13 protein-coding genes are annotated in these 18,401 nt (G+C 69.4%); 8 read left to right on the top strand and 5 right to left on the bottom strand.

Annotated features, from left to right (window positions below; all coding sequences use genetic code 11):
• Positions 1-162: 162 nt before the first annotated feature.
• Both V7Q42_RS14240 and glpD read right to left on the bottom strand, forming a co-directional pair.
• Complete coding sequence (locus V7Q42_RS14240; protein ID WP_333824756.1) at positions 163-1,062, bottom strand: RluA family pseudouridine synthase; 900 nt, start codon at positions 1,060-1,062, stop codon at positions 163-165.
• A 31-nt stretch (positions 1,063-1,093) separates the two neighbouring features.
• Positions 1,094-2,596: a glycerol-3-phosphate dehydrogenase gene (gene glpD, locus V7Q42_RS14245; RefSeq protein ID WP_333824773.1), complete on the bottom strand. Its 1,503-nt coding sequence runs from the start codon at positions 2,594-2,596 to the stop codon at positions 1,094-1,096.
• 176 nt (positions 2,597-2,772) lie between these two features.
• Here glpD and V7Q42_RS14250 point away from each other — a divergent pair, with 176 nt between their 5' ends.
• The 3 genes from V7Q42_RS14250 (at position 2,773) to V7Q42_RS14260 (ending at position 5,372) form a co-directional block, all read left to right on the top strand.
• Positions 2,773-3,060, top strand: coding sequence for a DUF1330 domain-containing protein (locus tag V7Q42_RS14250; RefSeq protein ID WP_333824757.1), 288 nt, complete (start codon positions 2,773-2,775; stop codon positions 3,058-3,060).
• A gap of 182 nt (positions 3,061-3,242) precedes the next feature.
• On the top strand, positions 3,243-4,031 hold the full coding sequence (locus tag V7Q42_RS14255) for a class II glutamine amidotransferase (protein ID WP_333824758.1): 789 nt from the start codon (positions 3,243-3,245) through the stop codon (positions 4,029-4,031).
• A gap of 171 nt (positions 4,032-4,202) precedes the next feature.
• Entirely contained in the window at positions 4,203-5,372 is a 1,170-nt protein-coding gene (locus V7Q42_RS14260; RefSeq protein WP_333824759.1) for a glycosyltransferase family 4 protein, read from the top strand.
• 29 nt (positions 5,373-5,401) lie between these two features.
• Here V7Q42_RS14260 and V7Q42_RS14265 read toward each other — a convergent pair whose 3' ends face one another.
• The gene (locus V7Q42_RS14265; protein ID WP_333824760.1) at positions 5,402-6,772 is read right to left on the bottom strand and encodes an aspartate aminotransferase family protein; all 1,371 of its coding nucleotides are present in this window, start codon (positions 6,770-6,772) and stop codon (positions 5,402-5,404) included.
• A 388-nt stretch (positions 6,773-7,160) separates the two neighbouring features.
• Between V7Q42_RS14265 and V7Q42_RS14270 the strand changes: the two genes are divergently transcribed.
• The 3 genes from V7Q42_RS14270 to mdoH all read left to right on the top strand — a co-directional run bounded on the left by V7Q42_RS14270 (position 7,161) and on the right by mdoH (position 13,054).
• Positions 7,161-8,885, top strand: a complete 1,725-nt coding sequence (locus V7Q42_RS14270) for a methyl-accepting chemotaxis protein (protein WP_333824761.1) — start codon at positions 7,161-7,163, stop codon at positions 8,883-8,885.
• Between the two features lie 297 nt (positions 8,886-9,182).
• Positions 9,183-10,721, top strand: coding sequence for a glucan biosynthesis protein (locus V7Q42_RS14275; protein WP_333824762.1), 1,539 nt, complete (start codon positions 9,183-9,185; stop codon positions 10,719-10,721).
• Positions 10,722-10,756: 35 nt separating this feature from the next.
• Positions 10,757-13,054, top strand: a complete 2,298-nt coding sequence (mdoH, locus tag V7Q42_RS14280; protein WP_333824763.1) for a glucans biosynthesis glucosyltransferase MdoH — start codon at positions 10,757-10,759, stop codon at positions 13,052-13,054.
• 43 nt (positions 13,055-13,097) lie between these two features.
• Here the strand turns inward: mdoH and dprA are convergent, their stop codons facing one another.
• A complete protein-coding gene (gene dprA, locus V7Q42_RS14285) occupies positions 13,098-14,201 on the bottom strand; it encodes a DNA-processing protein DprA (protein ID WP_333824774.1) in 1,104 nt (367 codons plus the stop codon).
• Positions 14,202-14,371: 170 nt separating this feature from the next.
• Positions 14,372-15,070, bottom strand: a complete 699-nt coding sequence (locus V7Q42_RS14290) for an alpha/beta fold hydrolase (protein WP_333824764.1) — start codon at positions 15,068-15,070, stop codon at positions 14,372-14,374.
• A gap of 309 nt (positions 15,071-15,379) precedes the next feature.
• Here V7Q42_RS14290 and V7Q42_RS14295 point away from each other — a divergent pair, with 309 nt between their 5' ends.
• Together V7Q42_RS14295 and V7Q42_RS14300 are read left to right on the top strand one after the other, a co-directional pair.
• Positions 15,380-16,903 carry a DEAD/DEAH box helicase gene (locus V7Q42_RS14295; RefSeq protein WP_333824765.1) on the top strand — a complete coding sequence of 508 codons (1,524 nt, stop codon included), beginning with the start codon at positions 15,380-15,382 and terminating at the stop codon, positions 16,901-16,903.
• Between the two features lie 331 nt (positions 16,904-17,234).
• Entirely contained in the window at positions 17,235-18,290 is a 1,056-nt protein-coding gene (locus V7Q42_RS14300) for a GGDEF domain-containing protein (RefSeq protein WP_333824766.1), read from the top strand.
• Positions 18,291-18,401: the final 111 nt, after the last annotated feature.

An 18,401-nucleotide genomic window follows, 5' to 3' on the forward strand; every position in this document is an offset into this window, starting at 1 on the left:
GGCTGTCCGTTTCGTCTTGCGCGCCGACGCGCGCCTTTCCTTCTCCCCTTGCGGGAGAAGGATTCCGAGCCGTGTCCGGGGCGCCGAAAAGCACCTCGATCATTTGTTTCATCAGAAGGTTGGCGCATTCCTTCAGCCGCGGGACCGGACAGCCGTGGGGTTTCACCCGCCCCGCGCGAACCCTTCCGGCGTCGGCGCGACGAACTCGCGTTTCCCGCCGCGCCCATCCGGCAGCACCAGCCGATGGGCGTGCAGCATCAGCCGCGGCGCGGTGCGGCCGTCACCGTAGAGCCGATCGCCGAGGATCGGGTGGCCGAGAAGCTTCGCATGGATGCGCAACTGGTGCTGCCGACCGCTCTCCGGATGGAAGGCGACGAGGCTCGAGCGCCCGTCCGCCGCCGTCTCGACCACCTCCCAGCCGGTCGCCGCGGAAAGTCCTCGCGGGTCGTCCGGCGCGGCGGCGACCATGCGCCCACCCTTGGCGGTCGCGACCTTCTCGAGTGGCGTCGCGATCCGTCCCGTCGGTGGCTCGGGCACGCCCTCCACCACCGCCAGATAGGTCTTCTCCACCGCCCGCGAGGCGAAGGCGCGGCCGAGGCTCTCGGCGAGGCGGCCGTGTTTCGCCGCCACCAACAGGCCGGACGTGTCCTTGTCGAGCCGGTGGACGAGCCGCGGCCGCTCGCCCTCGGCGTCGACCAGCTTCGCCAGGATCGAATCGAGATCCTCCGTCGTGCGCGTCCCCCGGTGCACGGCGAGACCCGACGGCTTGTCGAAGACGATCAGATCATCGTCCTCGAAGAGCGTGATCCGGGCGAGGAGATCGCGCTCCACCGGGCTCGGGCCGGCCGCCTGTCCCGCCTCCACCACCGCCCGCTTCGCCGGTTCGGCGAGCCGCACCACCTGCCCCGCGGCGAGAACATCGCTCGCCCGCGCCTTGCGCCCATCGACGGTGAGCCGACCCTGTTTCAACAGGACGGCCGCCGTCGGCGCCCGCGGCGCATGGATGCGCAGGAAGCGGTCGAGCCGCATGCCCTTCTCGGAGGAGTGGACGATACGTTCCATGTCCGCTGTTTCGATCTCCGCCGACGCCGCCTCACGCCGCCCGCACTTCGGCCATGAACGCGTCGATCTCGGCGATCGCCTCCTCGCTCAGCCGCAATCCGAGCTTCGAACGCCGCCACACGACGTCCTCCGCCGTCACCGCCCATTCCTCGCCCATGAGGTGGCACACCTCGCGCTCGGTGAGGCCGGCGCCGAAGTCGCGCCCCAATCCGGCCGCGGTCTTCGTCTCGCCGATGATCCGCCGTGCCCGCGTCCCGTAGGCGCACACCAGCCGGCGGACGAGATCCGGTGCGAGGAACGCATACTCTCGCGTCATCTCGGCGATCAGCGCTTCGCGACCCTCGACGGGGAAGTCGCCGCCGGGCAGCGGCGCGTGAGCCGTCCACCCGGCCATCGCTGCGGTCCCCGCCGGCAACAGCGGACCGAGCTTCTTCAGCACCGCCTCGGCCAACATCCGATAGGTGGTGAGCTTGCCGCCGTAGATCGACAGCACCGGCGCCCGTCCCTCGGTCGCATCGAGATCGAGGACGTAGTCGCGCGTCGCCGCCTTGGCCTCGCTGGCGCCGTCGTCGTAGAGCGGCCGCACGCCGGCGAAGGTCCACACCACCTCCTCGTGCAGGATCGTCCGCGCGAAATACTCGCTCGCGGCCCGGATCAGATAGCCGATCTCCTCCTGCGAACACGCGACCGCCGCCGGATCGCCGCGGTAGTCGACGTCGGTGGTGCCGATCAGCGTGAAGTCGCCCTGATAGGGGATGGCGAAGATCACCCGCCCGTCGGCGTTCTGGAAGATGTAGGCGCGGTCGTGATCGAAGAGCCGCTTCACCACGATGTGCGAGCCCTTGACCAGCCGCACCCGCGCCGGCGTCGTCGACCCGAGCACCTGACCGACGACGTCCGCGACCCACGGACCCGCGGCATTGACCAGGATGCGCGCCGCGATCTCCTCGCGCGACCCGTCGGCCATTTCGAGCGTCACCCGCCAGTGGTCGGCTCCTCGCTCCGCCGCCACCACCTTCGTCCGTGTGGCGATGGTCGCCCCCCTCTCGGCGGCGTCGCGGGCGGTCAGAACCACGAGCCGGGCGTCGTCGACACGGGCGTCGGAATATTCGAAGCCGCGCTTGAACATGCCCGGCTTCAGCGGGCCACCGGCGGCGTCGTGCCTCAGATCGAGGGTGCGGGTGGGCGGCAGGAGCTTCCGTCCGCCGATGTGGTCGTAGAGGAAGAGGCCGAGACGCAGGAGCCAGGCGGGACGCAGACCGCGATGATGCGGCAGCACGAAGCGCAGCGGCTCGACGATGTGCGGCGCCATGCGCCAGACGATCTCGCGCTCGACGAGGCTCTCGCGCACGAGGCGGAACTCGTAGTGCTCGAGGTAGCGTAGGCCCCCGTGGATCAGCTTCGTCGACCACGACGAGGTGCCCGAGGCGAGATCGTTCATCTCGCTGAGGTGAACCTTCAGCCCGCGCCCGGCCGCGTCGCGGGCGATGCCGCAGCCGTTGATGCCACCGCCGATCACCGCGAGATCGTACATCGTGCTCACGCCGTTTCTCCGCATCTTCCCAGCCGTCACGTCGATTCCGGCGGCGGCATACTAGTACGACGAAACACCGACGCGGACGGCCTTGTCGCAGCTCTGCCCCTTCACTACCGTCGGGTTCACCGTCGGTCGGGGACGGACCCGCCGACGGCGCTCGTGAGGGGGGACCGATGAGCGCCTACGTCATCTTCGACGTCCGGATCGACGATCCGGCACGCTATCAGGAATTCATGATCGGTGTGAAACCGGCGCTGGAGGCGGCCGGCGCGAAATATCTCGCCCGCGGCGGCGAACACCGCGTCTACGAAGGCGATTGGGAACCGCGGCGCATCGTGCTGCTCGAATTCCCGACGCTCGCCGCCTGGGAGGGCTTCTATCACGGCCCGGTCTACCAGGGCCTGAAGGCCGTCCGCGACGCCTGCAGTTCGGCGCGGCTGGTCGGCGTCGAAGGGCTCTGACGCGCTCCCGCGCCGAGCCGAGAGCGGATACCGGGAGGTCCCGAGGGCGATTTTTCGCTTCGCCGGTGAAAATCGGCAATTCGGTGCTGGTCCCGACCGCCCTCGATCGAGTTGACTGAAGCGCGGCGCAGCAGCTCGTTGCGCCGCGACGGAATTGTTTCACCGCCCGGACCTCGACCGACATGTGCGAACTCCTCGGCATGAGCGCCAACGTGCCCACCGACATCCGCTTCTCCTTCGCCGGCTTGGCGCGACGCGGCGGCGAGACCGGTCCGCACGGCGACGGCTGGGGCATCACCTTCTATGAGGACCGCGGCTGCCGCTCCTTCCACGATCCCGAGCCCTCGGCGAAGTCCGACATCGCCCGCCTGCTGCGCGCCTATCCGATCCGCAGCCGCGTCGTCGTCGCCCACGTGCGCCGCGCCAACCGCGGGCGGGTGGCGCTGGAGAACACCCACCCCTTCACCCGCGAACTGTGGGGGCGGCCGTGGAGCTTCGCCCACAACGGTCAGCTGAAGGGCATCAAACGCCTACCCCTCGGCCGCTTCCGCCCGATCGGCGCCACCGACAGCGAGCACGCCTTCTGCCGCATCCTCGGCGACCTCGAAACGCGCTTCCCGTGCCTGCCCTCGCCCGCCCGGCTCGACGCGGCGCTGCCCGAACTCTTCGCCCGCCTCGCCGAGCTCGGCGTCTTCAACTGCCTGCTCAGCGACGGCCGTACCCTCTACGCCCACTGCGGCAAGCGCCTCGCGGTGATCACCCGCCGCGCCCCCTTCGGCAAGGCGACGCTGATCGACGACGACCTCCAGGTCGACTTCGCCGCCGAGACGACCCCGAACGACGTCGTCACCGTGGTCGCCACCCGCCCCCTCACCCGCGACGAGGAATGGCGCGACCTCGTCCCCGGCGAGACGCTGATCCTGCGCGACGGCGAGACCGTGTCGCGCCGCGCCGGCCGAGTGGTGCCGTGACGCGTTAGGCCGCCGTTCATCGCTGCGCGCTAAGGATCGATCCGTCCCGCGAAATCGTCGCACCGCCGGGCGGGGTACGGCGTCGATCTTCGCGGTGGAGCGGGCTCCGCCTGCCGGATCGTGTCGTGGCGACACGAGGGGACGGGCAACGATGTGACGGCGTATGGTCGGATGACCCCCATCGACGTGGTGATGATCGGCCCCTTCCCGTCCGACGCGGCGCGGATCGAAGGCGGCGTTCAGGCCTCGCTCTTCGGCTTGGCGAGCGAGCTGGCGAAGCACGCCGGGATCGCGAGCCTGCGCATCATGGCGACGCCGGTGCGCCCGACCTCCGGCATCCGACGCGACCGCGTCACCGGCATCGACGTCACCTTCCTCGACACGCCGGCGCGCCTTCTCGTCTCCTCGGTGCTCCGTGTCCCGGTGATCCTCGAGGCGCTCTCCGGCCCGAAAGCTCCGCTGCTTCATCTCCACGGCACCGGGATCGTCCAATCGGTGGTGTTGATCGCCGCCCGCCTCCACCGCATTCCGACCGTCTGGACCATGCACGGCATCACCGAGAAGGAGATGTGGGCGGCCCTGAAGCGCGAACCCGGGCTCAAGTCCGTCGCCCGTTTCCTGCTCTATGCCGGCTGCGAGCGCCTGCAACTTCGTCTGACGCGCCACCTCGTCGTCGACACGCCTTATGTCGGTCGCGAGATCCGCCGCCGGTCGCGGGCGAAGCCGCTCGCCATCCCGCAGGGGATCTTTCCCGAGGAGCTGACCGCCGCCCGCGTCGACGATCGGCCCGACCCGGTGGTGATCTCGCTCGGCGTCGTTCATCCGCGCAAGGGTCACCATCTCGCCCTCCGCGCCTTCGCCGATGTCGTCCGCACCGTGCCCGAAGCTCGCCTCCTCGTCGTCGGCTCGCTCGCCGACCCGGCCTATCACGACGAACTCGTGCGCACCGTCGCCGACCTCGGTCTCGTCGATCGGGTCGAGTTCCACATCGGCGTGTCGCGCGACGAGGTGCTCGCGGCGCTGCGCCGCGCCCGCGTCTTCGCTCTCCACTCCCAGGAGGAGAGCCAGGGCATCGCGCTGTGCGAGGCGATGGCGGTGGGACTACCGATCGTCGCCACCCGCGTCGGCGGTATCCCCGACGTGATCGGCGCCAGCGGCGCCGGCTATCTCGTCGAATACGGCGACGTCGCCGCCATGGCCGGTCATCTGACGCGGCTGCTCACCGACGACGATCTCCACCACACCATGGCCACCGCCGCGCTCGGCCGCGCCGGCGACTTCGCTTGGGGGCCGGTCACCGACCGCATCCTCGAGGTCTACCGCGACGCCCGCGGGGACTGAGCCCCGCCGCGTCGCGGCCTTTCCTCATCTCACACCGCGATCCGCCGCGCCGCCTCGTCGAGGCTCGCCCGGAGGGCGTCGACGAGAGTGTCGATCTGGCGCTCGGTGATGATCATCGGCGGGCAGAGGGCGAGCGCATCGCCCATGGCGCGGCTGATGACGCCGTTCTCCTGGAGGATGCCGGCGACCATCGCCCCGAGCTTGCCGACCGGATCGAGCGCCTTCTTCGCCGCCTTGTCGGTGACCACCTCGACCGCGGCGATGAGCCCGACGCTGCGCACCTCGCCGACCAGCGGATGATCGGCGAGCTGGCCGAGCCGCTTCTGCATGTGGGCGCCGACGGCGCGCACGTTGGCGACCAGATCTCGCTCCTCGATGATGGCGAGGTTCTCCAGCGCCACCGCCGCGGCGACCGGATGGCCGCCGGCGGTGAAACCGTGACCGAGGGTGCCGATGCGGTTGGATTCGTCGGCGATCGGCTCGAAGACCCGCTCGTTGATCATCAGCGCCGAGATCGGCAGGTAGGACGACGAGAGCTGCTTGGAGCACACCACCACGTCCGGCTTCATGCCGTAGGTGGTCGAGCCCCACATGTTTCCGGTACGCCCGAAGCCGCAGATCACCTCGTCGGCGACCAGCAGGATGCCGTACTTGTCGAGCACCACCTGGATCTTCTCCCAATAGGTCGCCGGCGGCACCACGACGCCGCCCGCGCCCATCACCGGCTCGGCGAAGAAGGCGGCGATGGTCTCCGGCCCCTCGGCGAGGATCAGCGCCTCGAGATCGGCGGCGAGCCGAGTGGCGAAGGCCTCCTCGCTCTCGCCCGGCAATCCCTCGCGCCAGTGGTGCGGGCTCGAGGTGTGCAGCACCCCCTCGATCGGCAGATCGAAGGAGCGGTGGTTGTTCGGCAGCCCGGTGAGGCTCGCCGAGGCCAGCGTCACGCCGTGATAGCCGCGAATCCGCGAGATGAACTTCTTGCGCTGCGGCTCGCCCAGCGAATTGGAGCGGTAACGCAGGAGCTTCATCACCGTGTCGTTGGCTTCCGAGCCCGAGTTGGTGAAGAACACCTTCGACATCGGCACCGGTGCGATCGAGACCAGCTTCTCGGCGAGGTCGATCACCGGTCCGTGCGATTTGTGGCCGAACGTGTGGTAGAACGGCAGCCGCCGCATCTGCTCGGCCGCAGCTGTGACCAGCCGCTCCTCCGAGAAGCCGACGCCGACGCTCCACAGCCCGGCCATCGCCTCGATGTAGCGCTTGCCGTGGATGTCGACGACGTGGACACCGTCGCCGCGCTCGACCACCAACGGCCCGATCTCCTGATGTCGCCGGGCGTCGGTATAGGCATGGAGATGATGGGCGATGTCGCGGGCTTCCGGCGAATTCGGCGCATGAGTCACGGGTGGGCTCCCTCGGTGCGGTACGCGGTGCCCGACGTCGCTGCGACGACGGAACCGCGGAAGAGCCGCACTCTAGCCGAGACGGCGCGAAACGCACCCCCGGATCGCGAAGGTCCGCCCCTCGCTCGCCGCCCTGCTTCGCCGAAGAATGCACGGCGCCCGAGCGTCGTCGCCCCGCCTCGTCGAGATGCTCGGCTCGATGCCTTCCCATGCCAATATTCGCCTCGTCAGAAATGACGAAGTCCGGATCTCCCGGCAGGAACACTCGGCGGCGATGGTATTCGACGACGCGCGATCGTATGGAATTCCGCGGATTCTGCGGCTTTGGTTTATGATTTGTTGACCTCTCGACCGCACGATTTTGGCTGAGATTCCGTGGAGACGTGAGATGGCCTATTCACTACGAACCCTGGCGGCGGCCGGAGTGATCCTCCTGGTGCTGTTCAACGTCGCCACGATCGGGCTGATCTCCCGGGCGAAATCCGTGAGCCTGTCGAGCTCCGACAACGTCGCCCAACACTTCGATCTTCTGACCGGCGACGTGATCCCGCTCGGCACGAACATCAAATCGATTCAGATCGACGTGATCCAGGTCCAGCAGTTCCTCCAGGACGTCTCCGCCACCCGCGGCGAGAACGGGCTCGACGACGGCTTCAACAAGGCGGCCGAATTCGCGAAGAAGTTCGAGGAGGATGTCGAAGCGGCTCGCGCCATCGCCGTGAAGCTCGGCCGCATCGACATGCGCGACAAGCTCGACGCCACGACCGCCGCCTTCGCCGATTTCTATCGGGTCGGCAAGGAGATGGCCGAAGCCTACGTCGCCGGCGGCCCGTCCGCCGGCAACAAGATGATGCCGGAATTCGACGAACGCAGCGACGCCATGAACGCGACCATGGAAGCACTGCTGGCGACCCGCGACGGCATCATCGAGGGCACCACCCTGCGCATCGCAGAAGAAGTCGAGGCGGTGAAGACGACCATCGCCGGAACGGCGACGATCACCTCCGCCGCTGCGGCCCTGGCCACGCTCGGCCTCGTCCTCGCCGCCCTCGCCTTCCTGCGCTTCGTCGTCCGTCCGATCGGCGCCCTCACCGGCGTGATGGAGCAACTGACCTCCGGCCGCCGCGGCATCGCCGTACCGCATACCCGCAATCGCACCGAGATCGGCCGCATGGCGCGCGCCACCGACGTCTTCCGCGTCGCCATCGAGGAGCGCGAGACGCTCCAGGCCGAACGCGCTCAGGAAGAACAACGCATGGAGGCCGAACGCCGGAGCGAACGTCTCGCCCTCGCCGACAATTTCGCCGCCACCGTCGCCGGCGTCGTCGAGACCGTCGGCCACGTCGCCGAGACCATCGCCGCCGGCGCCCACCGGGTCGACACCATCGCCCACACCACCGCCGGCAGCGCCGGCGCCGCCGCCACCGCGGTCGCCGCCGCCTCCGGCAACGTCTCCACCGTCGCCACCGCGACAGAGGAACTGTCGAGCGCCATCGACGAGGTCGGCCGCCGGATGCATCAGGCCGGCACCGTCTCCGCCACCGCGGCGCAGCAGGCCGAGCGCACCAACGTCATCGTCCGCGAACTTTCGGACGCCACGCTGCGAATCGGCGAGATCGTCGACCTGATCAACGCCATCGCCTCGCAGACCAACCTGCTCGCCCTCAACGCCACCATCGAGGCGGCGCGCGCCGGCGAGGCCGGGCGCGGTTTCGCGGTGGTTGCCCAGGAGGTCAAGAACCTCGCCCAGCAGACCGCCAAGGCGACCGAGGAGATCGCCCAGCAGATCGGCACCGTCCAGAACGTCACCGGCAGCGCCGTCGACGCGATCCGCGACATCACCACCACCGTCGACGAGATCTCGGCGATCTCCCGCTCGATCATCTCGGCGATCGACGAACAGGCCGCCGCCACCCGCGAGATCGCCCGCTCGATCGACGATGCCGCGACCGGTACCGATCGGGTCCATGCCAACATCACCGCGGTGGACCGCTCGACGCGCGAGACTTCGGACGCCGCCGGCTCGATGGTCTCGGCCTCGGACGAACTCGGCGCCGTCGCGACGCGCCTGCGCTCGGAAGTCGCCGGCTTCGTCGCCCGCATCCGCGCCTGAACGTCGCGGCCGGCGCTCTGCCGCCGGCCGCGATCCGCGACACCACCGCCACGGCGGCGCACACGCGTCTTCGCCCCGCGTCCGGCCGCCCCGCGACCAACCTTCGCGCCCCCTCTGCGACGGCGAGAAGTCGTTGACCGGTCTCGCAAATGAGCTAAGGTCCGATCGCCTCCGGAGATCATCGGTCCCGGTCGGCGATGCGCTTCGTCCACCCGCTGCGCGTCGGCGAGGATCGATGCCGGTCGGAGGCGGCCCTTCGCCGTAATTCCGGCCATCTTTCGGCCGACGGACTCGCCCATGGACCGCCGCGCATTCCTCTCCTCGTCGCTTTCCCTCGCCGCCGCCCTCGGCCTGGGAGCGAACGTCACACCCGCGCAGGCGCAGGCGCCGGCGCCGCCACCCCAGACCCCGGTGGGAACCCCCTTCGGTTTCGCCTGGCTCAAGGACGAGGCCCGCCGACTGGCCGCAGCCCCGCGCAAGGCGCCGAGCACGCCGGTTCCCGCCCGCTTCGCCGACATCGCTCACGATCAGTATCGCGACATTCGCTGGAAGCCCGATCTCCTGATCTGGCGCGACGAGAAGCGCGGCTTCCGTCTCGAGCCGCTTCCCGCCGGCTTCGTCTATCGCACCCCGGTCGAGATCCATCTCGTCGACGAGGGGCTGGCGTTGCCCATCCCCTTCGACCGCGATCGCTTCGACTGGGGCTCGAACGTCGCCCCGCCCGAGGACGGGGTCGTGCTGCCCTTCTCCGGCCTCAAGCTGCGCCGACCGCGTGATGCCGATCGCTGGCAGGAGTTCGCGGTCTTCCAGGGCGCGACCTACTTCAAGGCGATCGCTCGCGATCAGGTCTACGGCCTGACGGCGCGCGGGCTCGCCATCAACACCGCCGAACCCGACGGCGAGGAGTTCCCCTATTTCTCGCGCTTCTACGTCGAGAAGCCGGAAGAGAACGCCCAGACGGTGCGGCTCTACGCCCTCCTCGACAGCAAGATGGTGACCGGCGCCTATCGCTTCACCATCCGCTCCGGCGACGAGACCAACATCGACGTCGAACTGACGCTGTTTCCGCGCGAGGATCTCGGCCACGTCGGCCTCGGCGCCCTCAATTCGATGTTCTTCTACGGACCGATCGGCCGCGGCCGCAGCGACGAGATCCGCCCGGCGGTGCATCTCTCCGACGGCCTCGCCGTCGTCACCGGTCTCGGCGAACGTCTGTGGCGGCCGCTCGCCAACCCGCGCACCCTGCAGATCTCCGCCTTCGGCGACGAGAACCCGCACGGCTTCGGCCTCGCCCAACGGGCGCGCAGCTTCGCCGAATATCAGGATCTCGAACGGCGCTGGGATCTCTGCCCCTCCGCCTGGGTCGAACCGGTCGGCGACTGGGGCAAGGGCTCGGTCGTCCTGGTCGAGATCCCGTCCGACAGCGAGATCCACGAGAACATCACCGCCTATTGGCGGCCGAAGGCCAAGATCCCGGCCGGCCAGGAATTCTCCGCCGCCTATCGGCTGCGCTGGACCGGCGCCGGCCTCGCCCCGAACGATATCGGCCGGGTGGCCGAGAGCCGTGAAGGCCAGGGCGCGGAAGGCGCGTGGCGGCGCTATGCGATCGACTTCGTCGGCCCGATGCCGCCGGTCGGCGCCGTCAAGCTCGTCGCCACCACCTCCGCCGGCCGGATCGTCTCGCCGGTGCTGAGGCCCAATCCTGCGACCGGCGGCTATCGCGTCACCTTCGATCTCGACCCCAAGAATGCGCCGATGAGCGAACTCAGGGTACAGTTGACCGACGGCCAGAAGCCGATCAGCGAGACTTGGCTCTATCGCTGGGTCGCCGCGTGACCGGCGCCGCGAACACCGATATCTCGGGAACCATCGTGACCACCGACGTCGACCTCGCCTCCCCCGATCTTCTCGGACCGGTTCCGCCGGAAATGCCGCTCGACATGCCGGTGCAACGGCTCGATCGATGGGACGGCCCGCGACCGACCGTCGTCGACGGCAAGCCGACATGGTCGGTGCGCGCGATCCGGTTCTTCGTCTTCGGCCTCGCCTTCGCCATCTCCTTCTACGGCGTCCGCGAGATGGTGGGCGTCGTGTCGGCCGGCGGCATCGTCGGCCTCGAGTGGCCGCTGATCGTCTTCTTCGGCATCACCTTCTCGTGGATCGCGCTGTCCGCCGCCTCCGGCATCGCCGGGTTCTTCGCCGGCTTCTTCGAGGGCCGCGCCATCCGCACCATCGACCGGACGCTGCGCTCGAAGACGGCGCTCCTGATGCCCGTCTACAACGAGAGCCCGGCGCGCACCATCGGCGCCCTCGAGGCCATGGCCGAGAGCATCGTCGCCCTCGGCGAGGGTGCGAATTTCGAGATCTTCGTCTGCTCCGACACCACCGACCAGACCTGTTGGGTGGAGGAGGAACTGGCGATCGACCGCCTGCGCCGCCGCCTCGGCGACCGCATGGCGGTGTGGTATCGCCGCCGCCACAAGAACATCGCCCGCAAGGCCGGCAACGTCGCCGACTTCGTCACCCGCTGGGGCGGTCGCTACGACCACATGCTGGTGCTCGACGCCGACAGCCTGATGAAGGGTGAGACCATCGTCACCCTCGCCCTGCTGATGGAGGAGGACCCGCGCGCCGGCATCATCCAGACGCTGCCGGTGATCGCCAACCGCAACACCCTCTTCGCCCGCCTGCAGCAGTTCGCCGGCAAGGTCTACGGCCCGGTGATCGCCCGCGGCCTCGCGGCATGGTCGGGCCGCGACGGCAACTACTGGGGCCACAACGCCATCATCCGGACGAAGGCCTTCGCCGAGGCCTGCGGTCTACCGGATCTGCCCGGCCGCAAGCCCTTCGGCGGCCACATCATGAGCCACGACTTCGTCGAGGCGGCGCTGATCCGCCGCTCCGGCTGGGGCGTCTACATGGTGCCGTGGCTCGGCGGCTCCTACGAGGAGAGCCCGCCGTCGCTTCTCGACGTCGCCATGCGCGACCGCCGGTGGGCCCAGGGCAACCTCCAGCACATGAAGGTGCTGCCGACCAAGGGCCTCGCCTGGCCGTCGCGCATCCACTTCGCCACCGGCATCATGAGCTACCTCGCCTCGCCGATCTGGCTGATGCTGCTGATGGTCGGCCTGGCGCTCGCCTTGCAGGCGAAATTCATCCGGCCGGAGTACTTCTCCAAGGAATTCTCGCTCTATCCGGCGTGGCCGCGCTTCGACTCGGAACGCGCGTTGCAGCTCTTCGTCGTCACCATGGGCGTGCTGCTGCTGCCCAAGCTCCTCGGCGTGATCGAGACGATCCTGCGTTCCGACCTGCGCAAGCGCTGCGGCGGCGGCTTCGCCATCGTCGTCGGCATGGTGCTGGAGACGCTGATCTCGGCCCTCGTCGCCCCTGTCATGATGCTCCTCCAGTCGCGCCACGTCGCCGAGATCCTGCTCGGCCGCGACAGTGGCTGGAAGACCCAGCGCCGCGACGATGGCGGCATCCCGCTCGCCGAGGTCATCCGCCATCATTGGCAGCACGCCACCATCGGCGTCTTCATGGCGCTCGCGGCCTACGTCATCTCGCCCGCCATCCTCGCCTGGATGGCGCCGACGCTGATCGGCCTCGTCCTCGCCGTGCCGATCTCCTGGACCTCGGGCTCGCTCGCCGCCGGCCTCGGGCTGAAGAAGATCCGCCTGCTCCTCATCCCCGAGGAGACCGACCCGCCGGCGATCGTCGGCGCCGCCCACGACGCCCAGCACCTCGCCGAAGCCGAACTGCCGGAGGTCGAAGACGGCCTCACCTCGGTGGTCGAGACCCCGCACGCCCGCGCCGTCCACGCCCGCATGCACCTGCCGGTGCCGCTCCGCGCTCGCGGCAAGCCCGAACTCGATCCGGTGATGGCCGCCGCCAAGATCCACGAGGCGACCAATTTCGCCGAAGTGCTCGCCTGGCTCGGGCCGAAGGAGCGCATGGCGGTGCTGTGCGAGCCGCAGCTGATCGAGACCATCGACCGGTTGATCGTCAAACCCGAGCCGCCGCCGGATCTGGTGGCGATCGAGGAGATGCGGGTGCGCCCCTACCCGGCGGAAGTGCCGCCCGGCGCCCATGAGGCGGCGCATCCCGAAGAGGCCCTCGCCGACGGCGAACCGGCGAGCCCGACGCGAGCCGCCGCCGCGCCGCCCGCCTGATGCGACCGTCGGGATCGCCCACGACGCGCGATCCCGACGCGCGTCACATCACCAGCGCCACGCGCCCACCCGATTGACGATCGAGCCGCCCGGCGAGCGTCAGTTCCATCAGGATCAGGTGCAGCTCGCCGGCCCGCACGCCGGTCGCCCGCAGGATCTCGTCGATCGTCACCGGCGTCGGTCCCAACGCTTCCAGCACCAGCCGCCGCGCGTCGTCGCCGACGTCGAGAGGCCGTTCGAGATCGTCGGACCCGGAGGTGGCGAGCACCGTCGGATCCGGTCGACGCCCGAGAATCGGTGTCAGGCCCTCGATCACGTGGGCGGCATTCGCCACCAGCGTCGCGCCGTTGCGGATCAGCTCGTTGGTCCCCTCGGCTCGCGGATCGAGCGGGCTGCCCGGCACCGCGAAGACCTCGCGCCCCTGCTCGGCGGCGAAGCGCGCCGTGTGCAGCGAACCCGACCGTGCCGCCGCCTCGATCACCACGACGCCGAGAGCGATCCCCGAGATCAAACGGTTGCGGCGAGGGAAGTCGCGCGCCCGCGGTTCCCAACCGAACGGCATCTCGGAGACGAGCGCCCCGCCGGTCTCGACGATACGGGCGGCCAGCCCCTCGTGCTCCGGCGGATAGAGCCGGTCGAGCCCGCCGGCGAAGACGGCGATGGTGCCGGTGTCGAGGCTCGCCTCGTGCGCCGCCGCGTCGATGCCGCGAGCGAGACCGGACACGGTGACGAAGCCCGCCTCGCCGATGCCGCGCGCCATCAGCGCCGCCATCTTGCGCCCGGCGAGCGAAGCGTTGCGCGCCCCGACGATCGCCACCGCGTGGCGCCGGCACACCCCCGGCCCGCCCTTCACCGCGAGAAGCGGCGGCGGCCCTTCGATGGTGAGGAGGTGGGCCGGGTAGTCCGCCTCGCCCATGGCGACGAACCGGGCCCCCGCCGCCCGCGCCGCCGCCAACTCACGCTCGACCTCCGCTTCCGAGGCGATGCGGATGCGGCCGCGCGCGCCGCCGCGGCGCGCCAGTTCCGGCAGAGCCTCGAGCGCCGCCCGCGCCGAACCGAAGTGATTGATCAGTTCGCGGAAGGTGATCGGCCCGACGTTCTCCGACCGGATCAGCCGGAGCCACGCGGCGCGGCTCGCCTCCCCCATCTCGGGACCGGCGGCATCCGCCGCGTCGTCGGCGTCGTCGAAGGCATGTAGGCTCACCGTTCGCTCTCCTGATCGGCCCGTGACGATCATGGTGAGCGGAGACCGGAGACACAACCCCTAATATGCGGCCGAGCCACCGTCGGTGGTGCCGCGAGGTCCCGACGCCCCGGTCAGCGGCCGAGCCAGCGGGCCATCGCCGCGTTCACCGCGGCAGGCGCTTCGAGCGTCGACAGGTGACCGCTGTCGGCGATCACCTCGAGCACCGCCCCGGGAATCGCCTCGACCATCTCGCGAGCGAGATCCACGGGCGTGATGACGTCCTCGGCGCCGACGATCACCGTCGTCGGGCAGGCGATCGCGGCGAGCGACGGCCGGCAGTCGATCCGCCCGAGGATCGCCTTCTGCTGACGGACGAAGGCCTCGGCCCCGGTGTCCGCCGCCATGCGCCGGACGATGTCGACGAGGCGGGGCTCCGACTGATGCGCCGGCGAGAGAAGTCGCGGGATCTGGAGGTCGGCGATGCGATCGAAGCCGCCGGACTCGGCGATCTCGATCTGTTGTAGACGCGCCGCCTTCGCCTCGTCGCCGTCGGCACGCGCCTGGGTGTCGAGGAGCGCCAGCCGATCCACCCGCTCGGGCGCCCGCCTCAGGATCTCCATGGCGACGTATCCGCCCATCGACAGGCCGGCGAGGGCGAAACGCGGCGGCGCCTCGGCGAGGATCTGCGCCGCGATCGCCGCCATCGTGTCGGCACGGCCGTGATCGGCGACGACGACCGACCGGTCGGTGGCGAAGGCGGCGATCTGCGCACCCCACAAGTCCGACGTGCAGTCGAGGCCCGGAACCAGCAGAAGCGGTATCTTCGTCATCGTGCACGACCTCGTCCGAACGACCTTCCCCCGAGGCGGGAAACCGAGGCGACCGACGATGGAACCGTCGAAGCCCCGCCGCGACCTCGTCGGCGACACTATAGTCGCGCCTATCCATCGGCAAATCTCGACAGAAACTGTCCGTTTCGTGCGCTCGGCGTTGACTTTCGGAGATGTTCGATCAATATGCCGCCCGAGATCTCGCATTGCACAAAAGATTCTGCGCGCGAGCGAGCCCGCCCTGTCGAGGCGCCCCCGATCGAGGACGTCGCAGGCCCGGCCGCGATGGCGCGCGACCCACGGGAACGAATGACCTTCAACGAACTCGGACTGTCCGACAAAGTCCTCGCGGCCGTCGCTGCGGCCGGCTACTCCACCCCCACGCCGATCCAGGAAAAGGCCATCCCGATCGTCCTCGAGATGAAGGACGTCTGCGGCATCGCCCAGACCGGTACCGGGAAGACCGCCGCCTTCGTGCTGCCCATGCTGACCCGCCTCGAGAGCGGACGGGCGCGGGCGCGCATGCCGCGCACCCTGATCCTCGAGCCGACGCGCGAACTCGCCGCCCAGGTCGAGGAGAACTTCGACAAGTACGGCGTCAACCACAAGCTCAACGTCGCTCTGCTGATCGGCGGCGTTTCATTCGACGACCAGTTGAAGAAGCTCGATCGCGGCGTCGACGTGCTGATCGCCACCCCCGGCCGCCTGCTCGACCTCTTCGGTCGCGGCCGCCTGTTGATGTCCGGCGTCGAGATCCTCGTCATCGACGAGGCCGACCGCATGCTCGACATGGGCTTCATCCCGGACATCGAGAAGATCTGCAAGCTGATCCCGCCGTCGCGCCAGACGCTGATGTTCTCGGCGACCATGCCGCCGGAGATCCAGCGCCTCGCCGACATGTTCCTGCGCAACCCGGTCCGCATCGAGGTGGCCAAGCCCGCCTCGACCGCCAAGACGGTGACGCAGAACCTGATCGCCTCGGGCCGCGAGCCGCACGACAAGCGCGACGTGCTGCGCGGTCTGATCCGCTCGGCCGAAGAGCTGAAGAACGGCATCATCTTCTGCAACCGCAAGCGCGACGTGCAGGTGGTCTACCGCAGCCTGGAGAAGCACGGCTTCTCGGTCGGTGCGCTCCACGGCGACATGGACCAGCGCGCCCGCATGGCCATGCTCGACGGCTTCCGCGGCAACAAGCTGACACTGCTGGTCGCCTCCGACGTCGCCGCCCGCGGTCTCGACATCCCGGATGTCTCCCACGTCTTCAACTACGACGTCCCCGTCCATGCCGAGGACTACGTCCACCGCATCGGCCGCACCGGCCGCGCCGGACGGTCGGGCACGGCGATCTCGATCGTCACCGACCTCGACATCAAGCATCTCGCCGCGATCGAGAAGCTGACCGGCGACAAGATCGCCTGGATCGGCCCGCACGTCTCCGAGCTGCCGCACGAGGACCGGCCCGCCCGCTCCCATCGCGGCGAACGTTCCGAACGGGGTGAGCGCTCGGAACGCGGCGGCGACCGTCGCCGTGGCGGCCGTGGTCGCTCGTCGGGCGACGCCGAGGCCCGCGAAGCCCGTCCGCGCCGCGCCGAAGGCTCGGCCGAACCGCGGGAGCGGACGCGCGAGGAGGCCCCTTCCGCCACCCGCGAACGGACCCGCCCGGAGCGCCCGCACGGCGGCCGTCCCGCCGCCGCCGATCACGCCCCGGTGCGCGCCGGCGATCGCCCGGCGCCGCGCTCCCGCCGCAACGAGGATCGCGACGAGCCCTCGGTCGTCGGTCTCGGCGATCACGTCCCGGCGTTCCTGCTCCGCCCGGTGCGAGCCAAGGACTGAGCCGGACGGGCCGGCGACGCGATCTCCGGCCCGTCCGCGCCTCGACCACCATCACGCGAATCACCTGTTCTCCAGCGATTGTGGCTTGTACCGAGTGGGTCGCGCGGTGCGAGCGTGACTCTTCTCTCGGTGACGGTCCGCCGTCGCCGATGACGCCCGCCCGTGACGCGCGGCCGGCAAAAACACGCGAAAAACCCGTATTCGCAGCGTGGCGACCGCGCGAACCTTTACCATGGGTTAAGTCGTTCCTGACACTTTGATGGAGAGGCCGAAGGGAGATCGGCCGAGCCTCTCGCCTTCGGGGAGTGGCGGAATGCGAGGGATGGCGACAATGAGCGAGCGGGACGATTTCAAGCGCACCATCGTCTACGGCGAGAATGCCGTCGGACACCTGCGCAAGAACGAGATCCCGGCCTACCCACGCAACTACGAGCTCTGGTACACCTATGCTGCCGGCTTCAACCACGCGCTGAACAAGTCGATCAACGACATCATCCGTCAGCGCGGCAAGATCACGCCGGTCGAGGTCAACCGCATCTACGACCAGTTCATCGCCCCCACTCGTATCGGTGAGCGCATCGACGAGGTCGGCGGGCGCCTCTCCGAAGAGATCAAGGGCGTCGCCGGCATGTTGGCGACCCAGATGGAATCGACCTCGAGCTACTCCTCCTCGCTCGGCGAAGCGCGCACCGCGCTGGCCGGCGCCAAGGACACCGGTTCGGTCGAGACCATCGTCCAGGGCCTCATCGACGTCACCCACCGGACCGAGCGCACCAACCGCGAGCTCGAGGGCCAACTCGCCGAGTCGCGCCGCCAGATCGCCGAGTTGCAGGAGAGCCTGGAGGCGATCCGTTACGAGAGTCTGGTCGACGACCTGACGACGCTGGCCAACCGCAAACACTTCGAGCAATCGCTCGACCGCCTCATGGCCGAAGCGCAGCAGACCAACGTGCCGTTCTCGCTGCTGTTCACCGACATCGACCATTTCAAGAAGTTCAACGACACCTTCGGTCATCAGACCGGCGACCAGGTGCTGCGCCTCGTGGCGCTGGCGCTGAAGCAGAACATCAAGGGCCAGGACATCGCCTGCCGCTTCGGCGGCGAGGAGTTCGCCGTCCTGCTGCCGCGCACCGACATCGCCCAGTCGGTGGTCGTCGCCGAACACATCCGCGAGGCGGTGTTCTCCAAGGAACTGGTCAAGCGCTCGACCGGCGAGAACCTCGGCCGCATCACCATCTCGATCGGCGTCGCCGAATGGCGTCGCGGCGACACCGCCCAGTCGATCGTCGAGCGCGCCGACGTCTGCCTCTATGCCGCCAAGCGCGGCGGCCGCAACATGGTGATCAGCGAGAAGGACGACGGCGCCTTCGATCACAAGGTGGCGTGACCCGTCGATCCTCGGAACGGAGATGGGCTCGGAACCGGCCGGTTCCGAGCCCATCGTCTTTCGTGATCGCGCGCGAACTCGACCCGCGTCGCACCGCGATCGGTTCGCCGC

It is taken from the genome of Pinisolibacter sp. (assembly GCF_036782435.1).
Taxonomy (GTDB): domain Bacteria; phylum Pseudomonadota; class Alphaproteobacteria; order Rhizobiales; family Ancalomicrobiaceae; genus CALBKH01.

Excerpts from the sequence above, each read along its gene's own strand:
- V7Q42_RS14290 (WP_333824764.1), bottom strand. The coding sequence starts at position 15,070 with ATGACGAAGATACCGCTTCTGCTGGTTCCGGGCCTCGACTGCACGTCG.
- V7Q42_RS14270 (WP_333824761.1), top strand. The coding sequence starts at position 7,161 with ATGGCCTATTCACTACGAACCCTGGCGGCGGCCGGAGTGATCCTCCTG.
- V7Q42_RS14275 (WP_333824762.1), top strand. The coding sequence starts at position 9,183 with ATGGACCGCCGCGCATTCCTCTCCTCGTCGCTTTCCCTCGCCGCCGCC.
- V7Q42_RS14260 (WP_333824759.1), top strand. The coding sequence starts at position 4,203 with ATGACCCCCATCGACGTGGTGATGATCGGCCCCTTCCCGTCCGACGCG.
- V7Q42_RS14250 (WP_333824757.1), top strand. The coding sequence starts at position 2,773 with ATGAGCGCCTACGTCATCTTCGACGTCCGGATCGACGATCCGGCACGC.
- V7Q42_RS14295 (WP_333824765.1), top strand. The coding sequence starts at position 15,380 with ATGACCTTCAACGAACTCGGACTGTCCGACAAAGTCCTCGCGGCCGTC.
- V7Q42_RS14300 (WP_333824766.1), top strand. The coding sequence starts at position 17,235 with ATGAGCGAGCGGGACGATTTCAAGCGCACCATCGTCTACGGCGAGAAT.
- V7Q42_RS14240 (WP_333824756.1), bottom strand. The coding sequence starts at position 1,062 with ATGGAACGTATCGTCCACTCCTCCGAGAAGGGCATGCGGCTCGACCGC.
- V7Q42_RS14255 (WP_333824758.1), top strand. The coding sequence starts at position 3,243 with ATGTGCGAACTCCTCGGCATGAGCGCCAACGTGCCCACCGACATCCGC.
- dprA (WP_333824774.1), bottom strand. The coding sequence starts at position 14,201 with ATGGGGGAGGCGAGCCGCGCCGCGTGGCTCCGGCTGATCCGGTCGGAG.
- glpD (WP_333824773.1), bottom strand. The coding sequence starts at position 2,596 with ATGTACGATCTCGCGGTGATCGGCGGTGGCATCAACGGCTGCGGCATC.